Below are 22,795 nucleotides of genomic sequence, written 5' to 3' on the forward strand. Positions count from 1 at the left end.
CTGAAGCAGAGGGAAAGCAACAGTCAGAGTCAATAGTCAAAATCAATATTGACTGTTGACTGTTCATTTTTATGAGTGTAAAAGTTTTTTAGAATAAATTGCCAATGCTAAAAGCATAGTTTTAACAACTTCCCACCACCATAAGTCTGATAATTTTTAGCTAATTTTAGATATTAAGATTTTAGATAACGGCTTACCAAATATCCTCTTAAACGCCAAATTAGGTATATTTAATTGAATAAAATAAAAATATATTGAGTTCAGGTTTAATTCTCCCTAACCCTCCTAAGAAGGGAGGGAATTAAGCCCATTTTAAGAAAGCTTGGGGGAATATTCGGGCGCAAAATATCACTAACAGCAAGTGTATTGAGATGTCACTAAGTATTTTACTACGTAATGGATGGTAGAGCGTTGAAAATTATATGGGTGAAAGAACGTATGATATTAAGTTAAATTAGATTCGTTCCTCGGCTTGGTTACAAAATGTCAGATTTTCCCAACCCTGTCTTGCAAAGCTCTATTATTGCCACTTTCGGGAAGATTTTTGTTCTCAGTTAAAAAATATAACTTTACAAAAAGTTTAAAATAATAGAATTGCTCCAAATGCCTTATATGTAAGGATTTGGGGGCATTTAAAAATTGAGAGCCAAACCCTGATGCGAAAGTTTTTGCATAATTCTCTTGAATTAAGACGTAATAAAAGTGGAATCACTGAGATATTTTCATGAAACTCATGAAATCTGGGACAGCTGCCAGTTAAACAATTAGGTAGGGACAAATGGGGGTTGTGATGCAAACTTCAAAATTAAGTTTCGAGGAACGCAATCTCGCTATGACAAAGGATATGGAAAAACTGGCTCTAGATTGGCAAAACCGTTTGGTTGCTGAATGTCCAGACCAAAATGAAGCTACTAGACAAAGTATTATTCTCTGGCTTTTGGGATCTGACTCAAAACGTTTTGATCTGTTAAACCCGAAGGAACTAGATATCGCCAAACAAGCGATGGAATATCGTTGGAGGATTTTACGTCAACGCTATTTGGGATTTGGACGGGAACGTGCTTATCGGAACTTGATAACGCGACTAGGAAGTTTAGTGACATTACGGAATAAGATTCAGACTTGGGTTTCCCTTAGTCGCGATCGCCAGCGTAGTGTTATGGATGTATTGCAAGAGGTACTGCAAGAATTACTGCAAACTGATGCCTATATGCAACAACAAATGGCCGATCTTGCCAAATATACAACCGATAGACGATTGGGAGATGCTCTGCTATTTGCCAGTGTAGAAGAATATTGTCTGCGACCAGTCCGCAATCAACCCCTATTAGCTTATCGGTTTGTAAATTACCTGCGTCGTACTCAGCGCGGTGGCTTAACCCAAGTGCCAGGCCGTGACTTGATTAGACTGGTGTCAGAAGAAGTTCTCACCGACGACAGTGACAATCGAATTAACTTAGTGGATACTCAAGCGATCGCAGAATATCAAGAAGCACAACAGCTAGAAGAACAACAAGTTTCACGGCAATCAGTACAAAAAGAACTGGAAAATTATTTACAAGAAAATCTGGGTACAGACGCAGTTGAATGGCTACGACTGTATCTGCAAGGTAAGTCCCAAGAAGAGATTGCCCACAAATTAAATAAGCAGGCTAGAGAAGTATACCGTTTGCGAGAAAAAATTAGTTACCATGCAGTACGTGTTTTTGCTCTCAAAGGTAAACCAGAACTTGTAGATAGTTGGCTCTCAATTTCCTTACAAGAGCATAACTTGGGGTTAACGCAAAACCAATGGCAGCAACTTGATGAAAAATTGACTCCTCTGGGGCGGCAAATCCTAGATTTGCGGAAAGCAGGTAACTCGATAGAAGTAATAGCCCAACAGTTAAAACTTAAAACCCATCAAGTGCTAGGCGAATGGACAAAAGTTTATCTTGCTGCACAAGCTTTAAGAATCAACGAGTAGCCAATTTAGGTGGTAGCAGACAAGGCTGATGGGAAGTGGCGAGTTGAGGAGCAGGGGAAAAAGAACTATTAATATTATGAACTTTTATACCCCATGCTCAATGCCCCCTACTCAATGCCCAATCCTCAGTATTATCCCCAGTTTATTATTTCAAATTCATCTTACACTTACGTTTACTTAAGTATATATAATTGAAATTTTAATAATCCAACAAAGTATCTTTATTAACTACCTAGTAAATTAGAGGCAAAATATAAATAAATACCACACAATCAAATTTATGTTGTCTTCAGAGGGTGAACTAAATAATACGGCAGCAAATGTAAAGCAAATGCTAACTGCTGCTCAAGCTAGATGTGAAGAAGGAGAGGAACGCAAGCAAATATTCCAACTGATAGATAGTCTTTTGTCCTTTGAAGCTTGCCTCTACCACCAGATTCTACCCTTTGAATTAGAAGACAAAAACCTCTGGTTAGGTATGGTTCATCCAGAAGACAGTGAGGCACTAGATTATGTTGGTGGTATTTTGTCTTATGTCAATTGCACAATGGTGATTGAAGCGATCGCATCTGATGCTCACCGCAGAATCTTGTCAGCCTACCTCAACCATAAGAATACATCCCAACTAGACGACCAACAAGCGCATCAGCCACCAGCCGACTCTCCCCAACAAAATAGCCCAGCTAGCGTTGCTGATGAACCTATTGCTTCTCTAAATACCGACTCTGAATCAAATCAGCAACCAATATTGATGCTATTTGAGACATCAAAGCGTCAACATTCTGGGCAGCGTGTAGATTTGCCTCCTATCCCAGAGCTAGATCAATCATCTCAAACAATGAGAAGTCATGAAGGTAAGACTTCTGAAATAGCTGCACCAAAAAACTTACCGATTTTGCCTACCCAAGTTCCCGAACTACTTACTCACATAGAGTTGCTACCAACACTACCACCAAAGAAATTATTAGAAGAATTACTAGGGCGAATTCTGACAGGTGGAATTGGTCGGCTGTATTTAGAAAGACAAGCTTACGAAGGCAGAATACTATGGAGTGACAATGGAATATTGCAGTCTGTATTAGATAAACTGCCGCTCTCTGTTTTTCAAGGAGTAATGAATGAATTAAAGCGGTTTGCTTCCTTACCTCTCATCACGGTTTCAGAACCAAAACAGGTAGAGAAGGAATACGTGCATCAAAAAAACCGCTTATTATTACGCTTGCGAGTCATGCCAGGAAACTACGGTGAAGAGGCAACACTGCAAGTCTTGCGGGGAGCAGCACTAAAATTCTATCAAGAACAACAATTGATGCGTCTGGGACGCGATGCTTTAGGAATTTCTCAGCAACTAAGTTTCAAGTTACATGAACTACAAGAACGGCTTTTACTGAATGCCAGCCTTGATTCTCAGCAATCAGAGGCAATAGTAGCCCTGAGTCAATTAGTTAAAAATTTAGACCAACAGATCAAAATACTGGTCTTACATAGCAATCCCCCAATAAATAGGGAATAGAGAATAAGGAATAGGAAAAACCCACAGCTTTCAAGGGTGGGATTGTAACAAGGACACCAAATTTAAGAGCGCTGTGCGTCTCGAAAAACATCTTTTTTCAAATAGGCTTTTTACACATAACTAAAGTTTCTATCACTCTTCTCAATTCCCAATTCCCAATTCCCTACCCAAAAGGTTTTGTCAGTAAAACCTCTGATTTCGAGCGCATACATAATTGTTATGTTGTAATAGAATTCTAGACCGATCAACCTTAGAGGTTCAGATCAAATAAATACGAATTTTGCGATCGTATTCTAAGTAAAATTACGGTTTAAAAAAGTTATAGTAGCGAAGTTATTTTCACGCTCTTGAATCCATTCCTTGCAGATATTTCATGCTAACTGAGGTTTTTAGTGAACTTTTCCCCTTGATGAGTACAGCCAACCCCCAGACCTTGGAATGGCTGCTCAACGTTGCAATTGAACATGAATACCCATCTGGGCGAGCCGTTGTCATGGAAGATGCCTGGGGTAACGCCGTTTATTTCGTGGTTTCTGGTTGGGTCAAAGTCCGGCGTACCGTCGGGGATGATTCAGTAGCTTTGGCTATTTTTGGTCGTGGCGATTTTTTTGGAGAAATGGCAATTTTGGATGAATCTCCACGCTCAACCGATGTCATTGCTCTTTCACCCGTAAACTTGCTTAGTATCTCCAGAGAGCGTTTTATTCAAATATTATTTAAAGACCCGCAGCTACATCACCGAATGTTGCAACTGATGGTGCGGCGATTGCGGCAAATTAACCAGCGTTTACAAATGCGGTCTTCACCACCAGCAGTCAAACTCGCTCATACTCTAGTGACTTTAGGTGAAAACTATGGTCAGGAATCAGACTTAGGAAGAGAAATTTTTAACGTTCCCTTTAAAGATTTAGCAGAGGTGACAGAAATCGGCGTTGATGAAACTACCAAAATCATGGAAAAACTCCATGAAAAAGGGTGGATCAAGATTGATAACGCTAACAACATCAATTATCTTGTGAACTTCAAACAGTTGATAAACTTGGCTGGTAAAGTGTGATTGCTTTATTTATTTATTCAGCGATAAGTAAGTCGGCGGAAATAAATTCAACTAGATTACGAAACGTAAACAGGCTTCAAACTCTTACCAATGACCAATGACCAATGACAAAGGACAAATGACAGTCCCCACTAGTTAGCTTTAATTGCACCGACTTACTTACAAATTGTTTGACTATCTTGGCCTAGTCACCCAATGTAGGTTTAAAATCTTCACCAAGCAAGCATTTTAGACCTATCCAAATCCCAAGATGCCTTCTAAGCGAATCTTGTTTATCAGTAACGGCCACGGAGAGGACAACCACACCTCTCATGTGATTCAGACCCTGCGCCAATTGTGTCCTTCTATTGAGATGGCAGCAATGCCGATTGTGGGCGAAGGAAAAGCTTACCGCAGCTTGGACATTCCCATTATTGGCCCAACCCAAACGATGCCCTCTGGAGGATTCTTTTACATGAAGCGCCTCTATTTGCTCAAAGATTTTCAATCAGGATTAATTGGGTTAACGTGGCGACAGTTACAAGCGGTGTTGCAGTATGCTCCCAATTGCGATTTGATTATGGCTACTGGAGATTTTATCTCCCAGACATTCGCTTACTTAACAAAGCGCCCTTACGTCTCGTTTATCTCTTGTCTTTCTGCCCTCTATGAAGGGCGGTTACGACTCAATCCGCTTCTGTGGCACGACCTTAATTCTTCCAGATGTCTGGCAGTTTTCACCAAGGATTCCCATACGGTTTATGACCTCCAACGGCAAGGTTTAACTAAAGCTCAGTTAGCTGGCATTCCGGCTTTAGATTGGCTCGTTCCTATTGGCAAAGACTTGCACCTGAAACCGGACGAGAGAGCGATCGCTCTCCTGCCAGGGTCGCGGATGCCGGAAGCCGCGCGAAATTTTTGTTTGCTGTTGCAACTAGTGGTAGAAATCGCCAAGGTGATGCCTGACTCAGGATTACAATTTCGTGCAGCCTTGATACCGAGTTTGATGGAGCAACTAGACGACATTGCCAAAAGTCAAGGTTGGCAGATGACTCAAGGCATACTCACTTATTCTCCTCCAGGAAATTCTCCTCACGAATCACCGATTGTAGAAGTGAGATGTTATTCAGATGCCTTCAGTGACATCCTATGTTACTCTACTCTCGTGATTGGTATGGCAGGTTTGGCAGTGGAGCAAGCTGTAGCAATCGGCAAACCGATCGTTCAGATTCCCGGAGAAGGCCCTCAATTTACCTATCAATTTGCAGAAGCGCAAACGCGGCTATTGGGAATTTCTGCCCAAACCATCGGCACTAAGCCAGCAACCCCTGAGATTCTCAAGCAAGCAGCTAAACGAGTAGTTGAAACTTTAGCAGATTCAGACTACCTCGCTAAGTGCAAAGAAAATGGCCCTGAGCGATTTGGCCCACCCGGCGCATCTAAGAGAATTGCCCGCTTTATACTAAACTCTCTAGGAGAAACTGAGTAGAAATTGCGTCAGAATTCAGGAGTCAGCACGGTTCGGTAACATGGTGTGGTAGGCTAACGCCGTAATGCACCTCAATTCTGACCGGAGGCGGAGCGTCTCCGGCTCCGCTCCTGTTAGCGGATAGCTAAGGTTTAGCCCATTCTGACTCTTGTAGAGACGCGATTAATCGCGTCTCTACTCTTAACTCCTGACTCTTGAATTCTTACTTACCTATGAAAGTCCGCTCTAGTTACTGGCAACTGTTGCCTTATCTTTGGCCCCAATGGCCGCTGTTAATTCGGGGATTGGCTTGTATCTTAGGATTTGTGTTATTTACCTTAGCAGTGCCCTATTTAGCAGGTCAGGTCGCTTTTTATCTTGGCCAGGGAAATGTTAAGCAGATTGCCTACTGGCTCGGACTAGCCACTTTGGTATTTTTTGTTCGAGGGCTTTGTCAATACGGGCAGAATGTCTTTATGATCGCTGCTACTCTGAACATGGTTTTAAACTTGCGTAAGCGCGTTTATGCTCACCTGCACAAACTTGGATTAGATTACTTTGAAACGACACAGACGGGAGACTTAACTTATCGTCTAACTGAAGATATCGATCGCGTAGGCGAGATTGTAGACAAGTTATCCCATCAGTTTATTTCCAATTTGTTGCAGTTAATTGCAATTCCCATTTACATGCTCTACCTGAATTGGCCGCTCACTCTTGCGGGTTTGATTTTGGCTCCTTTAATGGCTTGGTTGATCGGGCAATTTGGTCAGCGATTACTCGTGCTATCTCGCCAGAGCCAAAATCAGGTTTCCAATTTGTCGGCGATGCTAACTGAAGTATTTAGCGGGATTCGCGTTGTTCAGGCTTTTGCAGCACAAGAATATGAAGTAAAGCGATTCAATCAAGAAGCAGAAATCAATCGCCAAGCTAAGTATCGCGCTCTACAACTAAAATCCATTCAGTTTCCCGTTGTCGGTTTTTTGGAAGCAGTTAGTATTATACTGCTGTTTTTATTAGGAGGATGGCAGATTTCTCAAGGGCAACTGACATCTCAAGGCTTTATCAGTTTCTTAGCTGCTGTGGCTATACTGATTCAGCCAATCGACATGATGATTAGCAATTACAACGAGTACAAACAGACCGAGGCTTCTGTCGAACGTGTCTTTGAATTGATGCTGAAGCAGCCTAGCTTAAGTGAACAATCCAATGCTAAAGAATTACCACGAGTTGCTGGCAAGGTAGAGTATCGTCATGTCAATTTCGCCTACGATCCTAGCCAGCCAGTCCTCAAGGATCTCTCCTTGTACACTTCTCCTGGCAATGTAATTGCCTTGGTTGGTTCTTCTGGAGCGGGCAAATCGACTTTAATTAACCTTTTACTTCGCTTCTATGACCCTCAAGAAGGCGAAATTCTCATTGATGATATTGATATCCGCGATGTCACACTCACCAGCCTCCGCCATCAAATTGGCATTGTTCCCCAAGACATTACCCTGTTTTCAGGAACGATCGCTGAAAATATCGGTTACGGTCAGGAAGAATTAGATTTAGCAGCGATTGAGGAAGCAGCAAAGATTGCCAACGCTCACTCCTTTATCACCCAGTTTACCCAGGGTTATCATACCTGGGTGGGAGAGCGGGGAGTTAACCTATCTGGTGGACAACGCCAAAGATTAGCGATCGCCAGAGCCATTGTTAACGATCCTCGAATTCTCATCCTGGATGAAGCTACTTCTGCCTTAGATTCGGAGTCAGAAGCATTAGTTCAAGAAGCGATCGAACGAGTAATGCAAAATCGTACCGTGTTTATAATCGCCCATCGCTTGAGCAGTGTTCGTAGGGCTGACTGCATTCTCGTACTAGAACAAGGAGAGTTGGTTGAAACTGGTACTCATTCTTCTCTCATCTCACAGGAAGGACGCTATGCCCGTTTTTATGCCCAACAGTTTTACTCTACAGATGAGCAAGGGAATAGGGAGTAGATAGAGATGCGATTAATTTCGTCTCTACGAGAAGGGAAATCAAACATCGGAGAATCTTCCAGCAATGCAGATTTTGGGGCGTAGGGCTACCCCATCGTAGACATCATAGACTACTAAATATGGTTGAAACACCCAAATCGGCTGTAATAATTAGGTACAATGCATAAGTAATATATTAGTTATGCAAAAGAAATAAACTGTAATCTTTATTTGAGAGCAAGCGGATTTATCCGTGGGATCTTAACGACTAATTACTATTTTCTCTACAAGACGCTCCGCGATCGCTAAGGGGGATACCCCATTCACAATTATCTCCAGCACCAAGATGACTGAAGCAACAGCAACTCGTCCCAAGGTCTACATCCACGAAACTGGCCCAACGATTCATTACTTGGTAGCAATGTCTCAACCAGAAACCCATCTGTTTGAAGTAACTTTGCGCCTTGTTAATCATCCCTCACCGATTCTCGATTTAAAATTGCCGGTATGGACACCCGGTTCCTATTTAGTTCGGGAATATGCCAAGAATTTACAGGATTTTGTGGCTTTTGCAGAGGATAAGCCTTTACCTTGGCGAAAAATCAGTAAAAATCACTGGCAAGTAGACAAAACTGGTGTTTCAGAATTAACTGTACGTTACCGTATTTTTGCTAATGAGCTATCGGTACGGACAAATCACTTGGATGCTACTCACGGTTATTTCAATGGGGCGGCACTATTTTTTAGAATACCAGGCTGGGATAAGCTACCCATTCGCGTCACCATCGTACCACCACACCAGGAATGGCAGGTAACTACTGCTCTAACCCCCCTTGGGGAAGAAAAAAATACTTTTTTAGCTAGCGATTTTGATACTCTGGTGGATACTCCCTTTGAGATTGGTAGCCACCAATTATATAAATTTGAAGTCTTGGGAAAACCCCATGAACTGGCAATTTGGGGGAAAGGTAATTACCAAGTTCAGCAGTTGATTGCTGATATCCAAAAAATTGTTCAGGTAGAAGCGCAGATGTTCGGCGGTTTACCTTATGAACGATATGTATTTTTGCTACATTTATTTAGTCAAGCTTTTGGCGGTTTGGAGCATAAATACTCTTGCTCGTTAATTTACCAACGTTTTGGGTTTCGCGTTCAGGAAAAATACGATCGCTTTCTCCAATTGGTAGCCCACGAGTTCTTTCACTTGTGGAATGTCAAACGAATTCGCCCAAAAGCATTAGAGGTTTTTGATTACGACCAAGAAAATTACACACCATCATTGTGGTTTTGTGAGGGTACTACTAGTTACTACGACTTGTTAATTCCTTTGCGGGCAGGAATTTATGATATTAAGTCGTTTTTGAATAACTTGAGTAAAGAAATTACCAGATATGAAACAACACCGGGACGCAAGGTACAACCCGTTTCCGAGTCGAGTTTTGATGCCTGGATTAAACTCTATCGCCCCGATGCCAATAGCGGTAATTCCCAAATTTCCTACTATTTAAAAGGAGAAATGGTATCGTTGTTGCTGGATTTACTGATTCGTTCTACTTACAACAATCAGCGTTCCCTCGATGACGTGATGCTGAAAATGTGGCAGCAATTTGGTAAAGATGAAATTGGCTATACCCCAGAACAGTTGCAGGATGTTATCGAATCAGTCGCCGGAATCGATTTGACTGATTTCTTTGAACGCTACATTGATAATACCGATGATTTGCCTTTTAATCAGTATTTGGAACCCTTTGGCTTACAGTTGGTAGCTGAACAGCAGGAAGAACCTTACCTGGGCGTGAAAATAAATACAGAGAATGGGCGGGAGATGATTAAGTTTGTGGAAACTGGTTCACCTGCACAAGTAGAGGGAATTGATGCAGGTGATGAGTTGTTAGCAATTGATGGGATTAAGGTAACGGGGAATAGTTTAAGCGATCGCCTGAAAGATTACCAACCAAACGATACCATCCAAGTTACAGTTTTCCACCAAGACGAACTGCGTACTTATGCTATTACCCTCGCGTCACCACATCCCACTCGATATCAGGTAAAACCTGTTGAGTATCCTAACTCCACACAGCAGAAAAACTTTGCTGGATGGCTTGGAGTTGCGATCGCGACTGTTTAATTTAGGGCATTGGGCATTGGGCATTGGGCATTGGGCAGAGGGGAAAGACTTACCTCATTTCCCAGTCCCCAGTCCCCAGTCCCCAGTCCCCAGTCCCCAGTCCCCAGTCCCCAGTCCCCAGTCCCAACCTCAAGGCGTTCTCACTGCCCCAGAGTAAATCAAACCCCGTTGCAGATCCAGCGTTATAATCGCTCCATCTCGAATCACTTGCGTTGCCTGTTTCACGCCAACAATCACTGGTACCCCAAGACGTAAGCCAATTACTGCCGCGTGACTTGTAAGACTTTCCTCTTCCGTAATAATCCCGGCAGCTTTCCGAATAGCCTCAACAAAATCAGCGCTAGTGCGCGGTGCAACTAATATGTCTCCCGGATTAAAGTTACTAACATCCATACCAGTATTAGCCACCCGTGCGCGACCACTCACTAAACCTTGTCCTAGTCCAATTCCGTGACCTAGTACCGCCGTCACCACCTCAACCTTAATCAAATCTGTTGAGCCGGAAATTCCCTGGAGTGTACCAGCAGTCATTACTACTAAATCTCCCTCAGACAGTAATTTCAACTCCTGAGCCACGTTGATTGCAGCTTGAAATGTCTGACCAGTGGAAGGCAATCCTAGCACCAATAGCGGTTTTACTCCCCACACCATTTGTAGCTGCCGCGCTACATTCACATGAGGAGTCACCGCCAAAATCGGTGTTTGGGGACGAAATTTAGAGACATTGCGAGCAGTTGCTCCAGTTTGCGTTAGGGTCATGATTGCTGCTGCGCCTAGTTGTTCGGCAATTTGACCTACCGCTTGACTAATCGCATTGGGAATCGAGCGCCGGGCATCTTTTACAGAACGCAAGTTTAAATGTTGGACTTCCTCCTGTTCCATGCGGTCGGCAATCCGCGCCATTGTCGCTACTGCTTCTACAGGGAAGCTACCCACGGCAGTTTCATTGGAGAGCATCACTGCATCCGTACCATCCAAAATCGCATTTGCCACATCCGACACTTCGGCGCGAGTGGGGCGAGGATTGCTCACCATGCTGTCTAACATCTGGGTGGCGGTGATGATCGGAATCCCCAAACGATTTGCCGTAGCAATTAGCCGCTTTTGGAGTACCGGAACATCTTCTGCTGGCAGTTCCACACCTAAGTCGCCTCTGGCAACCATTACACCATCACATAAAGCCAGAACTGCCTCCATTTGTTCAATGGCTTCATGTTTTTCAATTTTGGCAATCACCGGCACTTGTTTGCCTGTACTGGAAATTAGTTCTTTAATTTCGATCATGTCCTGCGGATTGCGGACAAAGGAAAGTGCCACCCAATCTACACCTTGATCTAGACCAAACATCAGATCCTCTCGGTCTTTGTCGGTCATTGCCTTAATTGACAAGTAAACACCCGGAAAGTTTACGCCTTTGTTGTTAGAAAGTTTACCAGGTACGGTGATGCGACAATGCAAATCACCCTTGTCCCGGTTAATCTCCTCCACAACCATTTCTACTCGCCCATCATCGAGGAGGATTTTTGCGCCAACTGGGACTTCTTCGGCTAAATAATCGTAGGTGACGCAGCTAATTTCCTGTGTCCCTATTACTGGGCGATTTGTTAAGGTAAAGCGATCGCCTTTTGCCAAAATGATCGATCCGTTGTCAAATTTCCCCAAGCGAATTTTTGGGCCTTGCAAATCTTGGAGAATAGCCACTGGTTGATTTAGTTCAAAGGCGGTTTGCCGAATTAAGCGAATGCTACGCTGATGATCGGCATGAGTTCCGTGGGAAAAGTTTAGCCGTAGCGTCGTGGCTCCCGCTTCAATAATCGCCTTAAGCATTTCAGGACTGCTAGTAGCGGGGCCAATAGTAGCAACAATTTTTGTCCGGCGCAGAGAATCTCTTAATTGCATAGGGGCTGAAGTTAGGGAGCTATCTGGGAAGTCATCGTAACTTAAGTGGCATCTTCTTTTCGGTTACTGCTATATCAATAGATATAAGCAGCTAGAGAGGTTTTATCGGAGAGTGAGGGCTGTGGGATGACTAGATATAGTACATCAATCTTGTATCCATCCTCCCAACTAAAGAGTTTATCCCATCAACTTTTTGCCAATTGCCATACCCCATTTATCAGTCAAGATTAGTTCAAGTCTTGAATCATAGCGTTATTCATCTACTGATATGCAAAGCTGTGGATAAATATTGCTATATAAAAGGTTACAAAACTTTATTCTTCCCTAATATTTATCGTATATTCGTAATTAGGACTTACGCAAAACTTTTGCTAAAACCTTTATTCTCAGGTAGGGGCAATTCATGAATTGCACCTACCGCGTGTGGTTTTGCGTAAGTACTAGTTATGTTTGATTAAGAAGGAGTCAATGTTAGAGATGATCGCATCGGAGGCACAAAAGCCACTGACAATCCCGCCCAAGGAATTTTTAGCGCCTCCTGGTGATTTTAATCGCACGCTACTGCTGTTTTTGGTAGCTGTAGCAATGCTGGTGTTATCTAACTTTGGTTACTGGCTTTTGGAATGGCCACACTGGCTATGCTTTAGCGTTAACACTATTGCTTTGCATTGTGCTGGGACAGTTATTCACGACGCTTGTCACCAATCAGCCCATCGCAACCGGGTGATGAATGCGATGTTAGGGCATGGTAGTGCATTGATGCTAGCTTTTGCTTTTCCAGTATTTACGCGAGTACATTTACAGCATCATGGCCATGTCAACCATCCAAAAGATGATCCAGATCATTATGTATCCACGGGTGGGCCGCTATGGTTGATTGCAGTGCGGTTTTTATACCACGAAGTATTTTTCTTTCAACGGCGATTGTGGCGAAAATATGAGCTACTAGAATGGTTCATTAGCCGCTTGATTGTTGGTGTAATTGTTTATATCTCAGTGCAGTACAACTTTTTAGGTTACATTCTGAATTTTTGGTTTATACCCGCTTTTGTGGTGGGGATAGCACTGGGATTATTTTTTGACTATTTGCCCCATCGTCCTTTTGCAGAGCGCGATCGCTGGAAAAATGCTCGTGTCTACCCAAATCCAGTTCTCAATATTCTGATTATGGGACAGAATTACCATTTAATTCATCATTTGTGGCCTTCGATTCCTTGGTATAATTACCAACCTGCGTACTATGTGATGAAGCCACTCTTAGATGAAAAAGGATGTTATCAAACTTCAGGATTGTTGCAGAAAAAGGACTTTTTTGAGTTTGTTTATGACATCTTTTTAGGAATTCGGTTACATCACCAAAAATAATAAATAATTTTGGATTATTCACAGTCAGTAGTTATGCCAAGAATATCAGCTTTTAGTGGCTGATATTCTTGTTAGTTTTGCCAGCTTTTAAAGTTTGTGTGTGGTTAAAAACGCTTCAACTTCCGCATCTGTTGGTTGGGAAGCGATCGCACCTGGTTTAATGGTAGTCAGCGCCCCAACAGCACTGGCGTAGGTAACAATGCGTTTTGCTGTTTCGGCATCCCGCAAGCTGTGGATGCCATTCTGACTCAGTTGATAGATGAATCCTGCCAAAAAGCTATCCCCTGCACCAGTGGTATCAACTACGGGGATGGAAAAGGAGGGTAATTTGCCTTCATTTTCACCCAGACAGTAGGCGCAACCATTTTCTCCATCTGTTACTAATACTCCTTCAATACAAGCCAAACGGTAAGTGATGGCTCCGGGATCTGCGGTTTCAAATAGCCATTCCGCTTCTTCTTTGGAGAGTTTGAGGAAATCGACTTGCTTAAATAATTCTGGAATTTTTTGATGAGCAATGTTTGGCTCGTCCCAAAATACAGTTCGCCAGTTGACATCTAGCACAATCTTCAAATCGTAATGTTCTGCTAACTTTAGGGCGCGGTAAATTGCCTGTTCGCTTTCAGGATAGGCTAATTCTAAAGTACCCAAAACCAGAAAATCTGCCTCTTGAAATAGCGAATCTGGTAATTGTTTAGCTTGTAGGCGAGTATCGGCAAATTCTGCGGTGTCATACTCACCAAATCCGGCAAAAGTGCGATCGCCAGCCAGATCCCGTGTAACATAAACTTGCCGCGTTGGTGCTGTAGGATGGCGTTGTACCCCTGTTGTATCTACACCGACATCTTGTAATAGCTTAACCAGTGCATTTCCTGGTTCATCTTCACCAACGGCTCCAATAAATCCTGCTGTCATCCCCAACTTCACTAAAGCACAGGCTACATTCGCTGGCGCCCCTCCTGGGTAGGGAGTCCAAGATTTAACTTCTTCCAGCTTTAACCCTAATTGATCGGCTAAACAATCAAACAAAATTTCGCCGAGGCACAAAACACGGGAATTGCTCATTTCATTTTAGATTTTAGATTTCGATTTTTGATTAAGAATTTACAGTATAAAATCTACTACAATTTTTGCTAATATGTCCCCAGTTCTTCATAGAATGAAATAGCAATTTTTACTACTCCATAACATCTATATGCTTCAATAAATTGCCTAAACTATCTAAATATTTATACTATCTTTTTTCTTAAAATAAGTGTTATATAATACTTGTATGTTGTCGTGATTTATATTCTTGCCAACTTGAAATCCAAAGAAAATATTGACAAAAGTATTACTGCTAACACTTGAAACCCCTACCAACAAAAGAATCTTCTAGAATTAGAAGGAGCGATTAAGTACATATACCAAAGGAGCATAGAAATAGTTATGGCTGGTGGCAAGTCTCAGACCCCCGTTAGTCTGTCAGACAGAGAACTGCAAATTATCGACCTAGTGGCCGCTGGCTTAACTAACCAAGAGATTGCAGGAAAACTGGAGATTAGCAAACGTACAGTTGATAACCATATCAGTAATATTCTGACCAAGACCGAGACAGACAACCGAGTAGCTCTTGTGCGCTGGGCTTTACAGTGGGGCAAGGTCTGCTTAAATGATTTCAATTGTTGTCTTCTGCCTAACCAGATCGAATAAACAATTTACTAGTAGCAACATAATTGCTCTAGTATGGTACGCTGACAAGCCAATTTTGAGGTTTACTGATTAGTTTCCCTCTTCACGCCTAAGTTTTCAGTGCGAACATTCTACCAAAAGTTCCGAGTCCTTCACTCAGCTGGAGTTTATGTTAGTGGAGCCAGCTGATCCTCGGACTCGGAAACTATAAAGATCAGAATTCCTTTCAAATTCAGCAGAACCAGGCTAGGCACTGAGTACCCAGTGCTGAGTGAGGACAAAGGGAGATAAGTGAAGGAGAAGAATTAATAACTAATGACAATAAACAAAAATTAGCAACAATTCAGTGGTGCAAGCGTTACATTTGAGAGAAATCTATATTGCTCCATCGGCTTGGAGAGCGGTGTTCCAATGAATACTTCTGCTTCTTTTCAGGGTGGCTCGTCTCCCTTTGAATTTTTTAACTTTGATTTTACGACACCTGTATCTGAGAAAGTTCCAGTACCAGAATATCGCCCTTTAGAATTTCCGCAACCTACACAGGATACCGACTTACTCAAGCAGCTATCATTTATTCCAGGGTTGAAAGAAATTCTAACGATCCGGCAGGTTCATGCCTTAGAACACGCTACTGTTTGGGTTCTTAGCGAATCACAAAGCGGCCAACCTGCTAACGTTCAACTAGATAACGAACTATTAGGTGGTTTGTCTACTGAGCATGGATTTTACCTTTATGGTGAGGTAAATATTAGTGATTTGCGGCGTGCGATCGCACTTGCTCGACATCGCCTCACTAGTGGAGAATGGAATTTAGCTATACATCCCCGTTGTGGCACAAATTTATCAGTAGCAATGCTCTTAACAGCAGGACTAGCTGTGGGTGTGCATTTATTACTACCTTTTCGACCAATCGAGCAAATTATAGGGTTGGGCTTGGCAGCGACGACAGCAGCAGAACTCGCACCTGATTTAGGTTCCATAGCACAGCGTTACCTAACAACAGCCATTCCTTTTAACCTAGCAATTGAAAATATTACCCGTACACGCGACGTTTGGGGGCGTGACGCACATTTTGTTAAAGTGGGCTGGGAAGAATGAGGGGGCAGGGGAGGCAGGGGAAGAAGAACTATTAGATTATTACCCCATTCCCAATACCTAATTCCCAAATAATTAAAATTATGAGAAAACTTTACTTTTTACTTCCTGGTACAGATGGCAAATTTGCCTGTGGTGGTCTTTGGGCTGAGTTAAAAGCACTTAAACTGGCTCAGAATTTCTCTAGTACTGATGTTGTAACTTACCGTCAACGAGAAAAAGATAAGCTTTTTCTTGATGATTTGCTCAAGGACAAAAATTTAAGTGATGTAATTTTTGTCATTAGTTGGGGATTTCATATAGCTGAACTCGTGGCTAAACTTAAGCAATACAATGTTGTTTACCATGCACATAGTGCAGGTTATCCATTTAGACTACCTCCGAGTATTCCGATTGTTACTGTTAGCCGTTATACAATGGGTTACTGGGGAGAAAAATCACCAAATTCTCTGATTTATTATTTGCCAAATCAAATTTCTGATGAGTTTCAAAATTTAGAGCGAGAACGGGATATTGATGTTTTAGTTCAGGCTCGAAAATCTTCTGAGTATTTAATTAAAGAATTGATTCCAACGTTGCAAAAACGTTGTAAAGTATTGGTTGTTGACTCATACATAGAAGATTTACCTGGACTATTTAACCGAGCTAAGGTTTACCTCTATGATTCGGCTGAGTACTGGTTACAACAGCGTGTTAGTGAAGGATTTGGTTTGCAACCAATGGAAGCTCTTGCATGTGGTTGTCAAGTATTTTCTAGTGTCAACGGGGGATTGGCAGATTATTTAGATCCTGGATTTAATTGCTATAAAATTGCTGGATATTCACAAGAATATGATGTGCAACGGATTCTCAAGGTGATTGATTCTTCAGTAGCTTTTAGTTTATCTGAAGAGTTTTTTGCTGAATATCGGACTGAAAATATTATTAATCGTTTCCAAGTAATTTTGGATGAATTAAATGAGTTTTTTGATCACAAAATTCAACAGCCATCTAATATTAAGAGTTTGACGAAAGTACGGATGGCAAAATTACTTGGTCAGAAGATATACGGGAAGCTGAGGAAGAAATATTTTAAGTAATAATAGGACTTATGCAAAACTATAGGCGGTAAAGGCAATTCATGAATTGCCCGTACTAGAAAATCAAGGTTTGGACTATTTTTTGCGTAAGTCATGTAATAGAAACGAACAGCAGAGGCGCAAAGAAGCCAGTGCGCCCTTGCGGTTCCCCAACTTGTAGCAACATGGCGCAACACAAAGAGAAGAGAGGAAATTGAATGAGTCGGCGGTTATTGGTTACTGGGGGTGCGGGGTTTATTGGGGCGAATTTTGTCCATCACTGGTGTCAGCTTTATCCAAACGATCGGGTGGTGGTGTTGGATGCGCTTACCTACGCGGGGAATCGTCTAAACTTGGCGATGGTTGAGGGAAAAGAGAATTTTCGGTTTGTGCAAGGGGATATTTGCGATCGCACCATTGTAGATCAGTTACTAGCAACAGAAAATATAGATACCATCGCCCATTTTGCAGCTGAATCTCATGTCGATCGTTCGATTCTTGGGCCGGCGGCTTTTGTGCAAACTAATGTGGTGGGAACTTTCACGCTACTGGAAGCTTTTCGCCAATACTGGGAGGCTAAAGCACAACCATCAGATTATCGTTTTTTACACGTTTCGACTGATGAAGTTTACGGTAGTTTAGGTGCAGATGATGCTGCTTTTTCTGAAACTACACCCTACGCTCCTAATAGTCCCTATTCAGCCTCAAAAGCGGGCAGTGACCACTTAGTGCGTGCTTATTATCATACTTATAAACTTCCAACTATTATCACAAATTGCTCTAATAATTACGGGCCTTATCAGTTTCCTGAAAAACTAATTCCTCTAATGTGTATTAACACTTTAATAGGTAAACCATTACCTGTTTATGGCGATGGTAAAAATGTGCGCGATTGGCTTTATGTGGGCGATCATTGTCGTGCTTTAGATGTAGTAATCAATCATGGTCAACCAGGGGAAATGTACAATATTGGTGGCAACAATGAGGTAGAAAATCTCAACATGGTGCAACTTTTGTGTCAGATGATGGATGAATTAGCACCTGATTTACCAATACGTCCAGCAAAAGAATTGATTACTTTTGTCAAGGATAGACAGGGACACGATCGCAGATATGCAATTAATGCGAACAAAATTAAAACTCAGCTTGGTTGGACACCTTCAGTAACAATTGCTGAGGGTTTACGTTTAACTGTTGAATGGTATCTTAATCATCGTGATTGGTGGGAACCTCTACTATCTGTGGAATATCAAGCTTACTATCGCAAAAATTATCTATAAGCCAAATTTCCCACGCAATAGTGTCACAAAGTGAGTGGTAATTACTATTGTGATTCACTCTGAGACTGGAGGGATAATTTTTTGGGGTGTGAGACAATATCCCAGTGCCTTCATGATGGAATTAACGTTTTCAAGGCGCGGGTTGCCATTGCTGGATAAGGCTTTTTGCAATCCCCGGCGTGTCATACCTATTTGGTCGGCTATCTCAGTAATTCCCCGTACACGAGCAACAACGCGCAACGAGGCCAACAAAGCGCCGGAATCGTTGTCTTTTGAATATTCCTGAAATATCTCAGTCAAATAATCGTCTATTTCTTCCGGGTGCTTACGGAAATACTCTTCTTCAAAATGATCGAGTGTTCTAAATTTTCTCACGGCTTAGATACTCCTTCCAGTAAGCTTTTGCGTCCTCAATATCCTGAACCTGTGTGCTTTTGTCACCTCCACACAGTACGACAACAATATTTTCAGCATCTTCGCCGAAATAGACGCGATAACCGGAACCAAAAAACATTCGCAACTCGCTCAAACCATCTCCTATCGGCGCAACATCACCGTAATTGCCTTGTTCAAGTCGGCGTAGGCGTTGTATGATACGTCGTTTTCCTTGTTTATCGCGTAAATTATTCATCCACTCTGCAAACGGCTCGTAACCGTCTTGATTGGCATAAATAATAATCTGTTTTGATTCTGCTTCTTTGGCCACCTTTAATCTTTACTGTTATTTATAACATACGCGAACAATAATTCGCATTGTTTTTTTATAAGCAACCCCAAAGTCAAAATCTTCAACTGCTTTCCATAAATTATCTGGCTCCCACAATTTCTCTAGATAATGACTATCCTTGAATATAAGGGAATTAGATCAGCGTAAACTGCCAGCAGGTGTAAGATGCTGCAACCAGAACAGATATTACAAGATCGTTATCAAATCCAACGCCAACTTGGTAACAATGGGATTCGTCAAACTTGGCTAGCCAAGGATTTACAAGCCTCTGATGGCGAAAATTCGACCGTTGTAGTCAAACTTTTAGCCTTTGGCGGTACTGTACAGTGGGATGACTTGAAACTTTTTGAGAGGGAAGCACAAATTCTTAAACAGCTAAGTCATCCCCGCATTCCTCGATATATAGATTATTTTTGTATCGACGATCGCAGTCTTTGGTTTGGCTTAATTCAAGAATATATTCCTGGGGAGTCGCTTAAGGAAAAACTTGCTCTTGGCAACAGGTTTACTGAAAAGCGAGCGAGAAAAATCGCTGGTGAGATTTTAAATATTATCATGTATCTACATGAGTTAAATCCAGGGGTGTTACATAGAGATATTAAACCGAGTAATTTAATCTGGGGCGAAGATAATCAGATTTATTTGGTTGATTTTGGCGCAGTTCAGGATAAAGCGGCAAGAGAGGGCGTTACTTTCACCGTTGTGGGTACTTATGGTTATGCCCCAATGGAACAATTTGGTGGTCGAGCAGTTCCAGCTTCAGACCTCTATGCACTGGGTGCGACTCTGATTCATTTGCTCACTGGGATTTCCCCCTGTGATTTACCCCAGCAGGATTTGCGACTGCAATTTACAGACCGAGTTAGTCTCAGTCCTAGTTTTGTCAGTTGGCTACAAAAGTTGGTAGAACCTGCTCCAGAACAACGATTTACTGATGCCCGCCAAGCGCTGAATGCTCTCAAATCTGGTCTGGCTATAAAATCTACAAACAAGAATCAGCTTTTACCGCAAAGAGAAATCATCAATAATTCTGGATGCGGGATAAATAATCACAATGAAACAGTCCCAGAGGAGATTCTCGGTTGGAACTGGGGCGCATTTTTGATGCCTTGGTTGTGGATGTGGCCGAATCAAGTGTGGTGTGGAATATTCTGTTTTGTACCTCAAATTTCGGGGTTAATGTCGATCGCACTTGGTGCTAAAGGCAATGAATGGGCTTGGAAAAGCAGACGGTGGAGCAGCATTGAGCAATTCAAAGCCCATCAAAGAGGCTGGGCGATCGCGGGTATTCTAATTGGAGGGCCTATTAGTATTATGTTGTGGGTTACTGCGATCGCTTTACTCAAAGCGGCACTATAAGGCAGTCTTTTGGGTAAATATCAAGCGAGGGTTTTTAGGCAGATAAGTATAAGGGTTCAACAAATGGTTCAAATTCTTCAAGGAAAAGATATCACCCTAGCCCAACTGATTGATGAATTTGGTCTAAAACTTGCAGACGACGAAGATTTTTTTTCAGAATGGCGGCATGATTTAGCTGAGTTGAGTGATTTAGAAAAGCAATCTCTCAACGAAGTCAAGGCAGAATATTTGCATCTATCGAAGTATCCTATTTTAGAACCTGTAGTCAAAATGGTGGTGCTATCTCCACTATTACGTCTAGCAGGTTTTTATCAACCGCCTTTCTACATTGCCTCAGAACAAGAGGTAAAAATCTCTTCTGAAGACGAAGGTACGATTATCAGAGGACGTATTGACATCTTGGTGTTGCATCCTCCATTTTGGGTTCTCGTTATTGAGGCAAAACGAGCAGAATATTCTTTGGAGGTAGCAATTCCTCAAGCATTAGCTTATATGTTGGCTAGTGCTTCTAATGATAAACCTACGTATGGTTTTGTAATCAATGGTCGAGAATTTCAATTTATTAAGTTGACGAAACAGGGTACACCGAAATATTCATTATCTTACACACTGTCACTGAATCGTGGGGATGACTTACATACTGTTGTCAAAGTTTTAAAACGCATAGCTCATTTAATTCGTAATTAGTAATCTTGTTTGCACAAAGTGGCGTTTGAGGAAGGAAGCCCAACTTTTTACGAGCTTTCTTGGGTTAAGACTTTGCAAAACCTAACCTACAAATATTCTTAAGTACGCAAAGCCTGTTTCTCTGCGAGTCTGAGAGAAACAGGCTTTAAATTTAGTTCAAGGAAGGGAAAGATTCGTCAAACTAACGTTAAGTTGACTACCCTGCAAACTCCATTTCTAACTACTAACTTGCGATTCAACTACACCTACGGGACAAGAAACGTTTGTCCCGCCTAAACCACAATACCCATTAGGATTTTTCGCCAGGTATTGCTGATGGTAAGCTTCTGCATAGTAGAATTCCGGTGCATCCAAGATTTCTGTTGTAATCTTGCCATAACCTGCATCGTTGAGAGCTTGCTGATAAGCTTCGCGCGATGCTTCTGCTAGCTGCTTTTGGCTTTCAGAATATACATAAATTCCCGAACGGTATTGAGTGCCAGTATCATTACCTTGGCGCATTCCTTGGGTAGGATTATGGCTTTCCCAAAAGACTTTGAGCAGTTCGGAATAACTAATCACTTTGGGATCAAACACAACCAACACCACTTCATTGTGACCGGTTCGCCCACTACATACCTCTTCATAAGTAGGGTTGGGTGTGAACCCAGCAGCGTAACCGGCTGCGGTGGTGTAAACTCCTTTAAGTTGCCAGAATTTGCGTTCTGCACCCCAAAAACAGCCCAAGCCAAAGATTACCTTCTCTAATCCATCGGGAAAAGGAGCTTTTAAAGGATTCTTGTTGACATAATGAACGGCTGGTACTGACATAGACTGCGCCCTTCCTGACAAAGCTTCTTCAGGTGTGGGTATGACTTGCTTTTTGCCGAATCCGAATAGTGCCATTGATTTTGACTCTGATATAGTTCTTTACCTTATTTAACATTGTAAAGATTCTAGCGATCGCTTGGGGTTTTCTCAGATTCCTGGCTGCACTATCTTGGCCTTGTGGCGCTAGTTGATGCTATTCATCAATTCAAGAGTAAATCCTCGTCAAAAGTGTTCATGGATAAAATACCAAAAATTGACCGTCAAAGGGAGCATCAAGCGAACGAACGTACTTTTCTGGCTTGGCTACGCACTTCTATAGCATTGATTAGCTTTGGTTTTGCGATCGCGCGATTTGGTATATTTCTGCGTCAGTTGAATCTTGCTATTACCCAACAAGAACCTCCGGTTAATCCATTATCCAACTCGGAAAATTTGGGTCTTGCTTTGGTAATTTTTGGAATTTTGGCTGTTGTATTAGCTGCGTGGCGATACAATCAAGTTTTCTGGCAAATTGAACGAGCAGATTATAGACCAAATAGGTTAATGGTTTGGATAATGACTGGAGTAGTAATTATTTTGGGACTTTTTAGTATTCCTTTGCTCTTAAGGCGTGATAAAGTCTTTCTTCGCTCTCCTTCACCAATTCAACCACAGTCCCGAAATTTGCAAAGATCAACCCCAAACTTCAATTTAAAAAAAGGGACGATTACTACTAAATACAAACAAATTTATTACAATATCCCCAACTTCTTAAAGAAATCAGGGATTT

General features: G+C 42.0%; 18 protein-coding genes and 1 pseudogene. 14 read left to right on the top strand and 5 right to left on the bottom strand.

Translation table 11 applies throughout. From position 1 onward, the window contains the following. Positions 1-778 precede the first annotated feature (778 nt). From V7K38_RS27550 to V7K38_RS27575, 6 genes are all read left to right on the top strand, one after another. Entirely contained in the window at positions 779-1,966 is a 1,188-nt protein-coding gene (locus V7K38_RS27550) for a HetZ-related protein 2 (RefSeq protein ID WP_334862631.1), read from the top strand. A gap of 280 nt (positions 1,967-2,246) precedes the next feature. Then, complete coding sequence (locus V7K38_RS27555) at positions 2,247-3,479, top strand: pilus assembly protein PilB (RefSeq protein ID WP_334862633.1); 1,233 nt, start codon at positions 2,247-2,249, stop codon at positions 3,477-3,479. Positions 3,480-3,852: 373 nt separating this feature from the next. Next, complete coding sequence (locus V7K38_RS27560) at positions 3,853-4,536, top strand: Crp/Fnr family transcriptional regulator (protein ID WP_334862635.1); 684 nt, start codon at positions 3,853-3,855, stop codon at positions 4,534-4,536. A 250-nt stretch (positions 4,537-4,786) separates the two neighbouring features. Then, positions 4,787-6,004, top strand: a complete 1,218-nt coding sequence (locus V7K38_RS27565) for a lipid-A-disaccharide synthase-related protein (protein ID WP_334862637.1) — start codon at positions 4,787-4,789, stop codon at positions 6,002-6,004. Positions 6,005-6,216: 212 nt separating this feature from the next. Next, positions 6,217-7,968 (top strand): ABC transporter ATP-binding protein, encoded by a 1,752-nt coding sequence (locus V7K38_RS27570; RefSeq protein ID WP_334862640.1) that lies wholly within the window; start codon positions 6,217-6,219, stop codon positions 7,966-7,968. A 325-nt stretch (positions 7,969-8,293) separates the two neighbouring features. After that, positions 8,294-10,075, top strand: coding sequence for a M61 family metallopeptidase (locus V7K38_RS27575; RefSeq protein WP_334862643.1), 1,782 nt, complete (start codon positions 8,294-8,296; stop codon positions 10,073-10,075). Between the two features lie 129 nt (positions 10,076-10,204). On the opposite strand, the gene pyk is transcribed toward V7K38_RS27575, so the two are convergent. Further along, positions 10,205-11,974, bottom strand: a complete 1,770-nt coding sequence (pyk, locus tag V7K38_RS27580) for a pyruvate kinase (RefSeq protein ID WP_334862645.1) — start codon at positions 11,972-11,974, stop codon at positions 10,205-10,207. A 477-nt stretch (positions 11,975-12,451) separates the two neighbouring features. On the opposite strand from pyk, the gene crtR reads away from it, so the two are divergent. Further along, complete coding sequence (gene crtR / locus V7K38_RS27585; protein WP_334862728.1) at positions 12,452-13,339, top strand: beta-carotene hydroxylase; 888 nt, start codon at positions 12,452-12,454, stop codon at positions 13,337-13,339. An 87-nt stretch (positions 13,340-13,426) separates the two neighbouring features. Here the strand turns inward: crtR and V7K38_RS27590 are convergent, their stop codons facing one another. Continuing rightward, positions 13,427-14,404 (bottom strand): carbohydrate kinase family protein, encoded by a 978-nt coding sequence (locus V7K38_RS27590; RefSeq protein WP_334862647.1) that lies wholly within the window; start codon positions 14,402-14,404, stop codon positions 13,427-13,429. A gap of 363 nt (positions 14,405-14,767) precedes the next feature. Between V7K38_RS27590 and V7K38_RS27595 the strand changes: the two genes are divergently transcribed. From V7K38_RS27595 to rfbB, 4 genes are all read left to right on the top strand, one after another. Continuing rightward, a complete protein-coding gene (locus V7K38_RS27595; RefSeq protein ID WP_334862649.1) occupies positions 14,768-15,031 on the top strand; it encodes a helix-turn-helix domain-containing protein in 264 nt (87 codons plus the stop codon). 390 nt (positions 15,032-15,421) lie between these two features. Continuing rightward, positions 15,422-16,108: a DUF6391 domain-containing protein gene (locus V7K38_RS27600; protein ID WP_334862651.1), complete on the top strand. Its 687-nt coding sequence runs from the start codon at positions 15,422-15,424 to the stop codon at positions 16,106-16,108. A gap of 80 nt (positions 16,109-16,188) precedes the next feature. Continuing rightward, entirely contained in the window at positions 16,189-17,184 is a 996-nt protein-coding gene (locus V7K38_RS27605; RefSeq protein WP_334862653.1) for a glycosyltransferase, read from the top strand. A 197-nt stretch (positions 17,185-17,381) separates the two neighbouring features. Next, positions 17,382-18,443 carry a dTDP-glucose 4,6-dehydratase gene (gene rfbB, locus V7K38_RS27610; RefSeq protein ID WP_334862655.1) on the top strand — a complete coding sequence of 354 codons (1,062 nt, stop codon included), beginning with the start codon at positions 17,382-17,384 and terminating at the stop codon, positions 18,441-18,443. Positions 18,444-18,497: 54 nt separating this feature from the next. On the opposite strand, the gene V7K38_RS27615 is transcribed toward rfbB, so the two are convergent. Both V7K38_RS27615 and V7K38_RS27620 read right to left on the bottom strand, forming a co-directional pair. Further along, positions 18,498-18,818, bottom strand: coding sequence for an addiction module antidote protein (locus V7K38_RS27615; RefSeq protein ID WP_334862657.1), 321 nt, complete (start codon positions 18,816-18,818; stop codon positions 18,498-18,500). Next, positions 18,805-19,149, bottom strand: a complete 345-nt coding sequence (locus V7K38_RS27620) for a type II toxin-antitoxin system RelE/ParE family toxin (protein WP_334862659.1) — start codon at positions 19,147-19,149, stop codon at positions 18,805-18,807. The genes V7K38_RS27615 and V7K38_RS27620 overlap by 14 nt, the downstream gene beginning before the upstream one ends. Before the next feature lie 186 nt (positions 19,150-19,335). On the opposite strand from V7K38_RS27620, the gene V7K38_RS27625 reads away from it, so the two are divergent. Together V7K38_RS27625 and V7K38_RS27630 are read left to right on the top strand one after the other, a co-directional pair. Beyond that, positions 19,336-20,529, top strand: coding sequence for a serine/threonine protein kinase (locus tag V7K38_RS27625; RefSeq protein ID WP_334862661.1), 1,194 nt, complete (start codon positions 19,336-19,338; stop codon positions 20,527-20,529). A 63-nt stretch (positions 20,530-20,592) separates the two neighbouring features. Further along, positions 20,593-21,216, top strand: coding sequence for a type I restriction endonuclease (locus V7K38_RS27630; RefSeq protein WP_334862663.1), 624 nt, complete (start codon positions 20,593-20,595; stop codon positions 21,214-21,216). Positions 21,217-21,432: 216 nt separating this feature from the next. Here the strand turns inward: V7K38_RS27630 and msrA are convergent, their stop codons facing one another. Further along, positions 21,433-22,101: a peptide-methionine (S)-S-oxide reductase MsrA gene (gene msrA / locus V7K38_RS27635; protein WP_334862665.1), complete on the bottom strand. Its 669-nt coding sequence runs from the start codon at positions 22,099-22,101 to the stop codon at positions 21,433-21,435. Between the two features lie 159 nt (positions 22,102-22,260). Between msrA and V7K38_RS27640 the strand changes: the two are divergent. Next, positions 22,261-22,695: pseudogene (locus V7K38_RS27640) on the top strand (YidH family protein); the annotation flags it as partial. Positions 22,696-22,795: the final 100 nt, after the last annotated feature.

This window comes from Nostoc sp., from assembly GCF_036917465.1.
Classification (GTDB): domain Bacteria; phylum Cyanobacteriota; class Cyanobacteriia; order Cyanobacteriales; family Nostocaceae; genus Nostoc.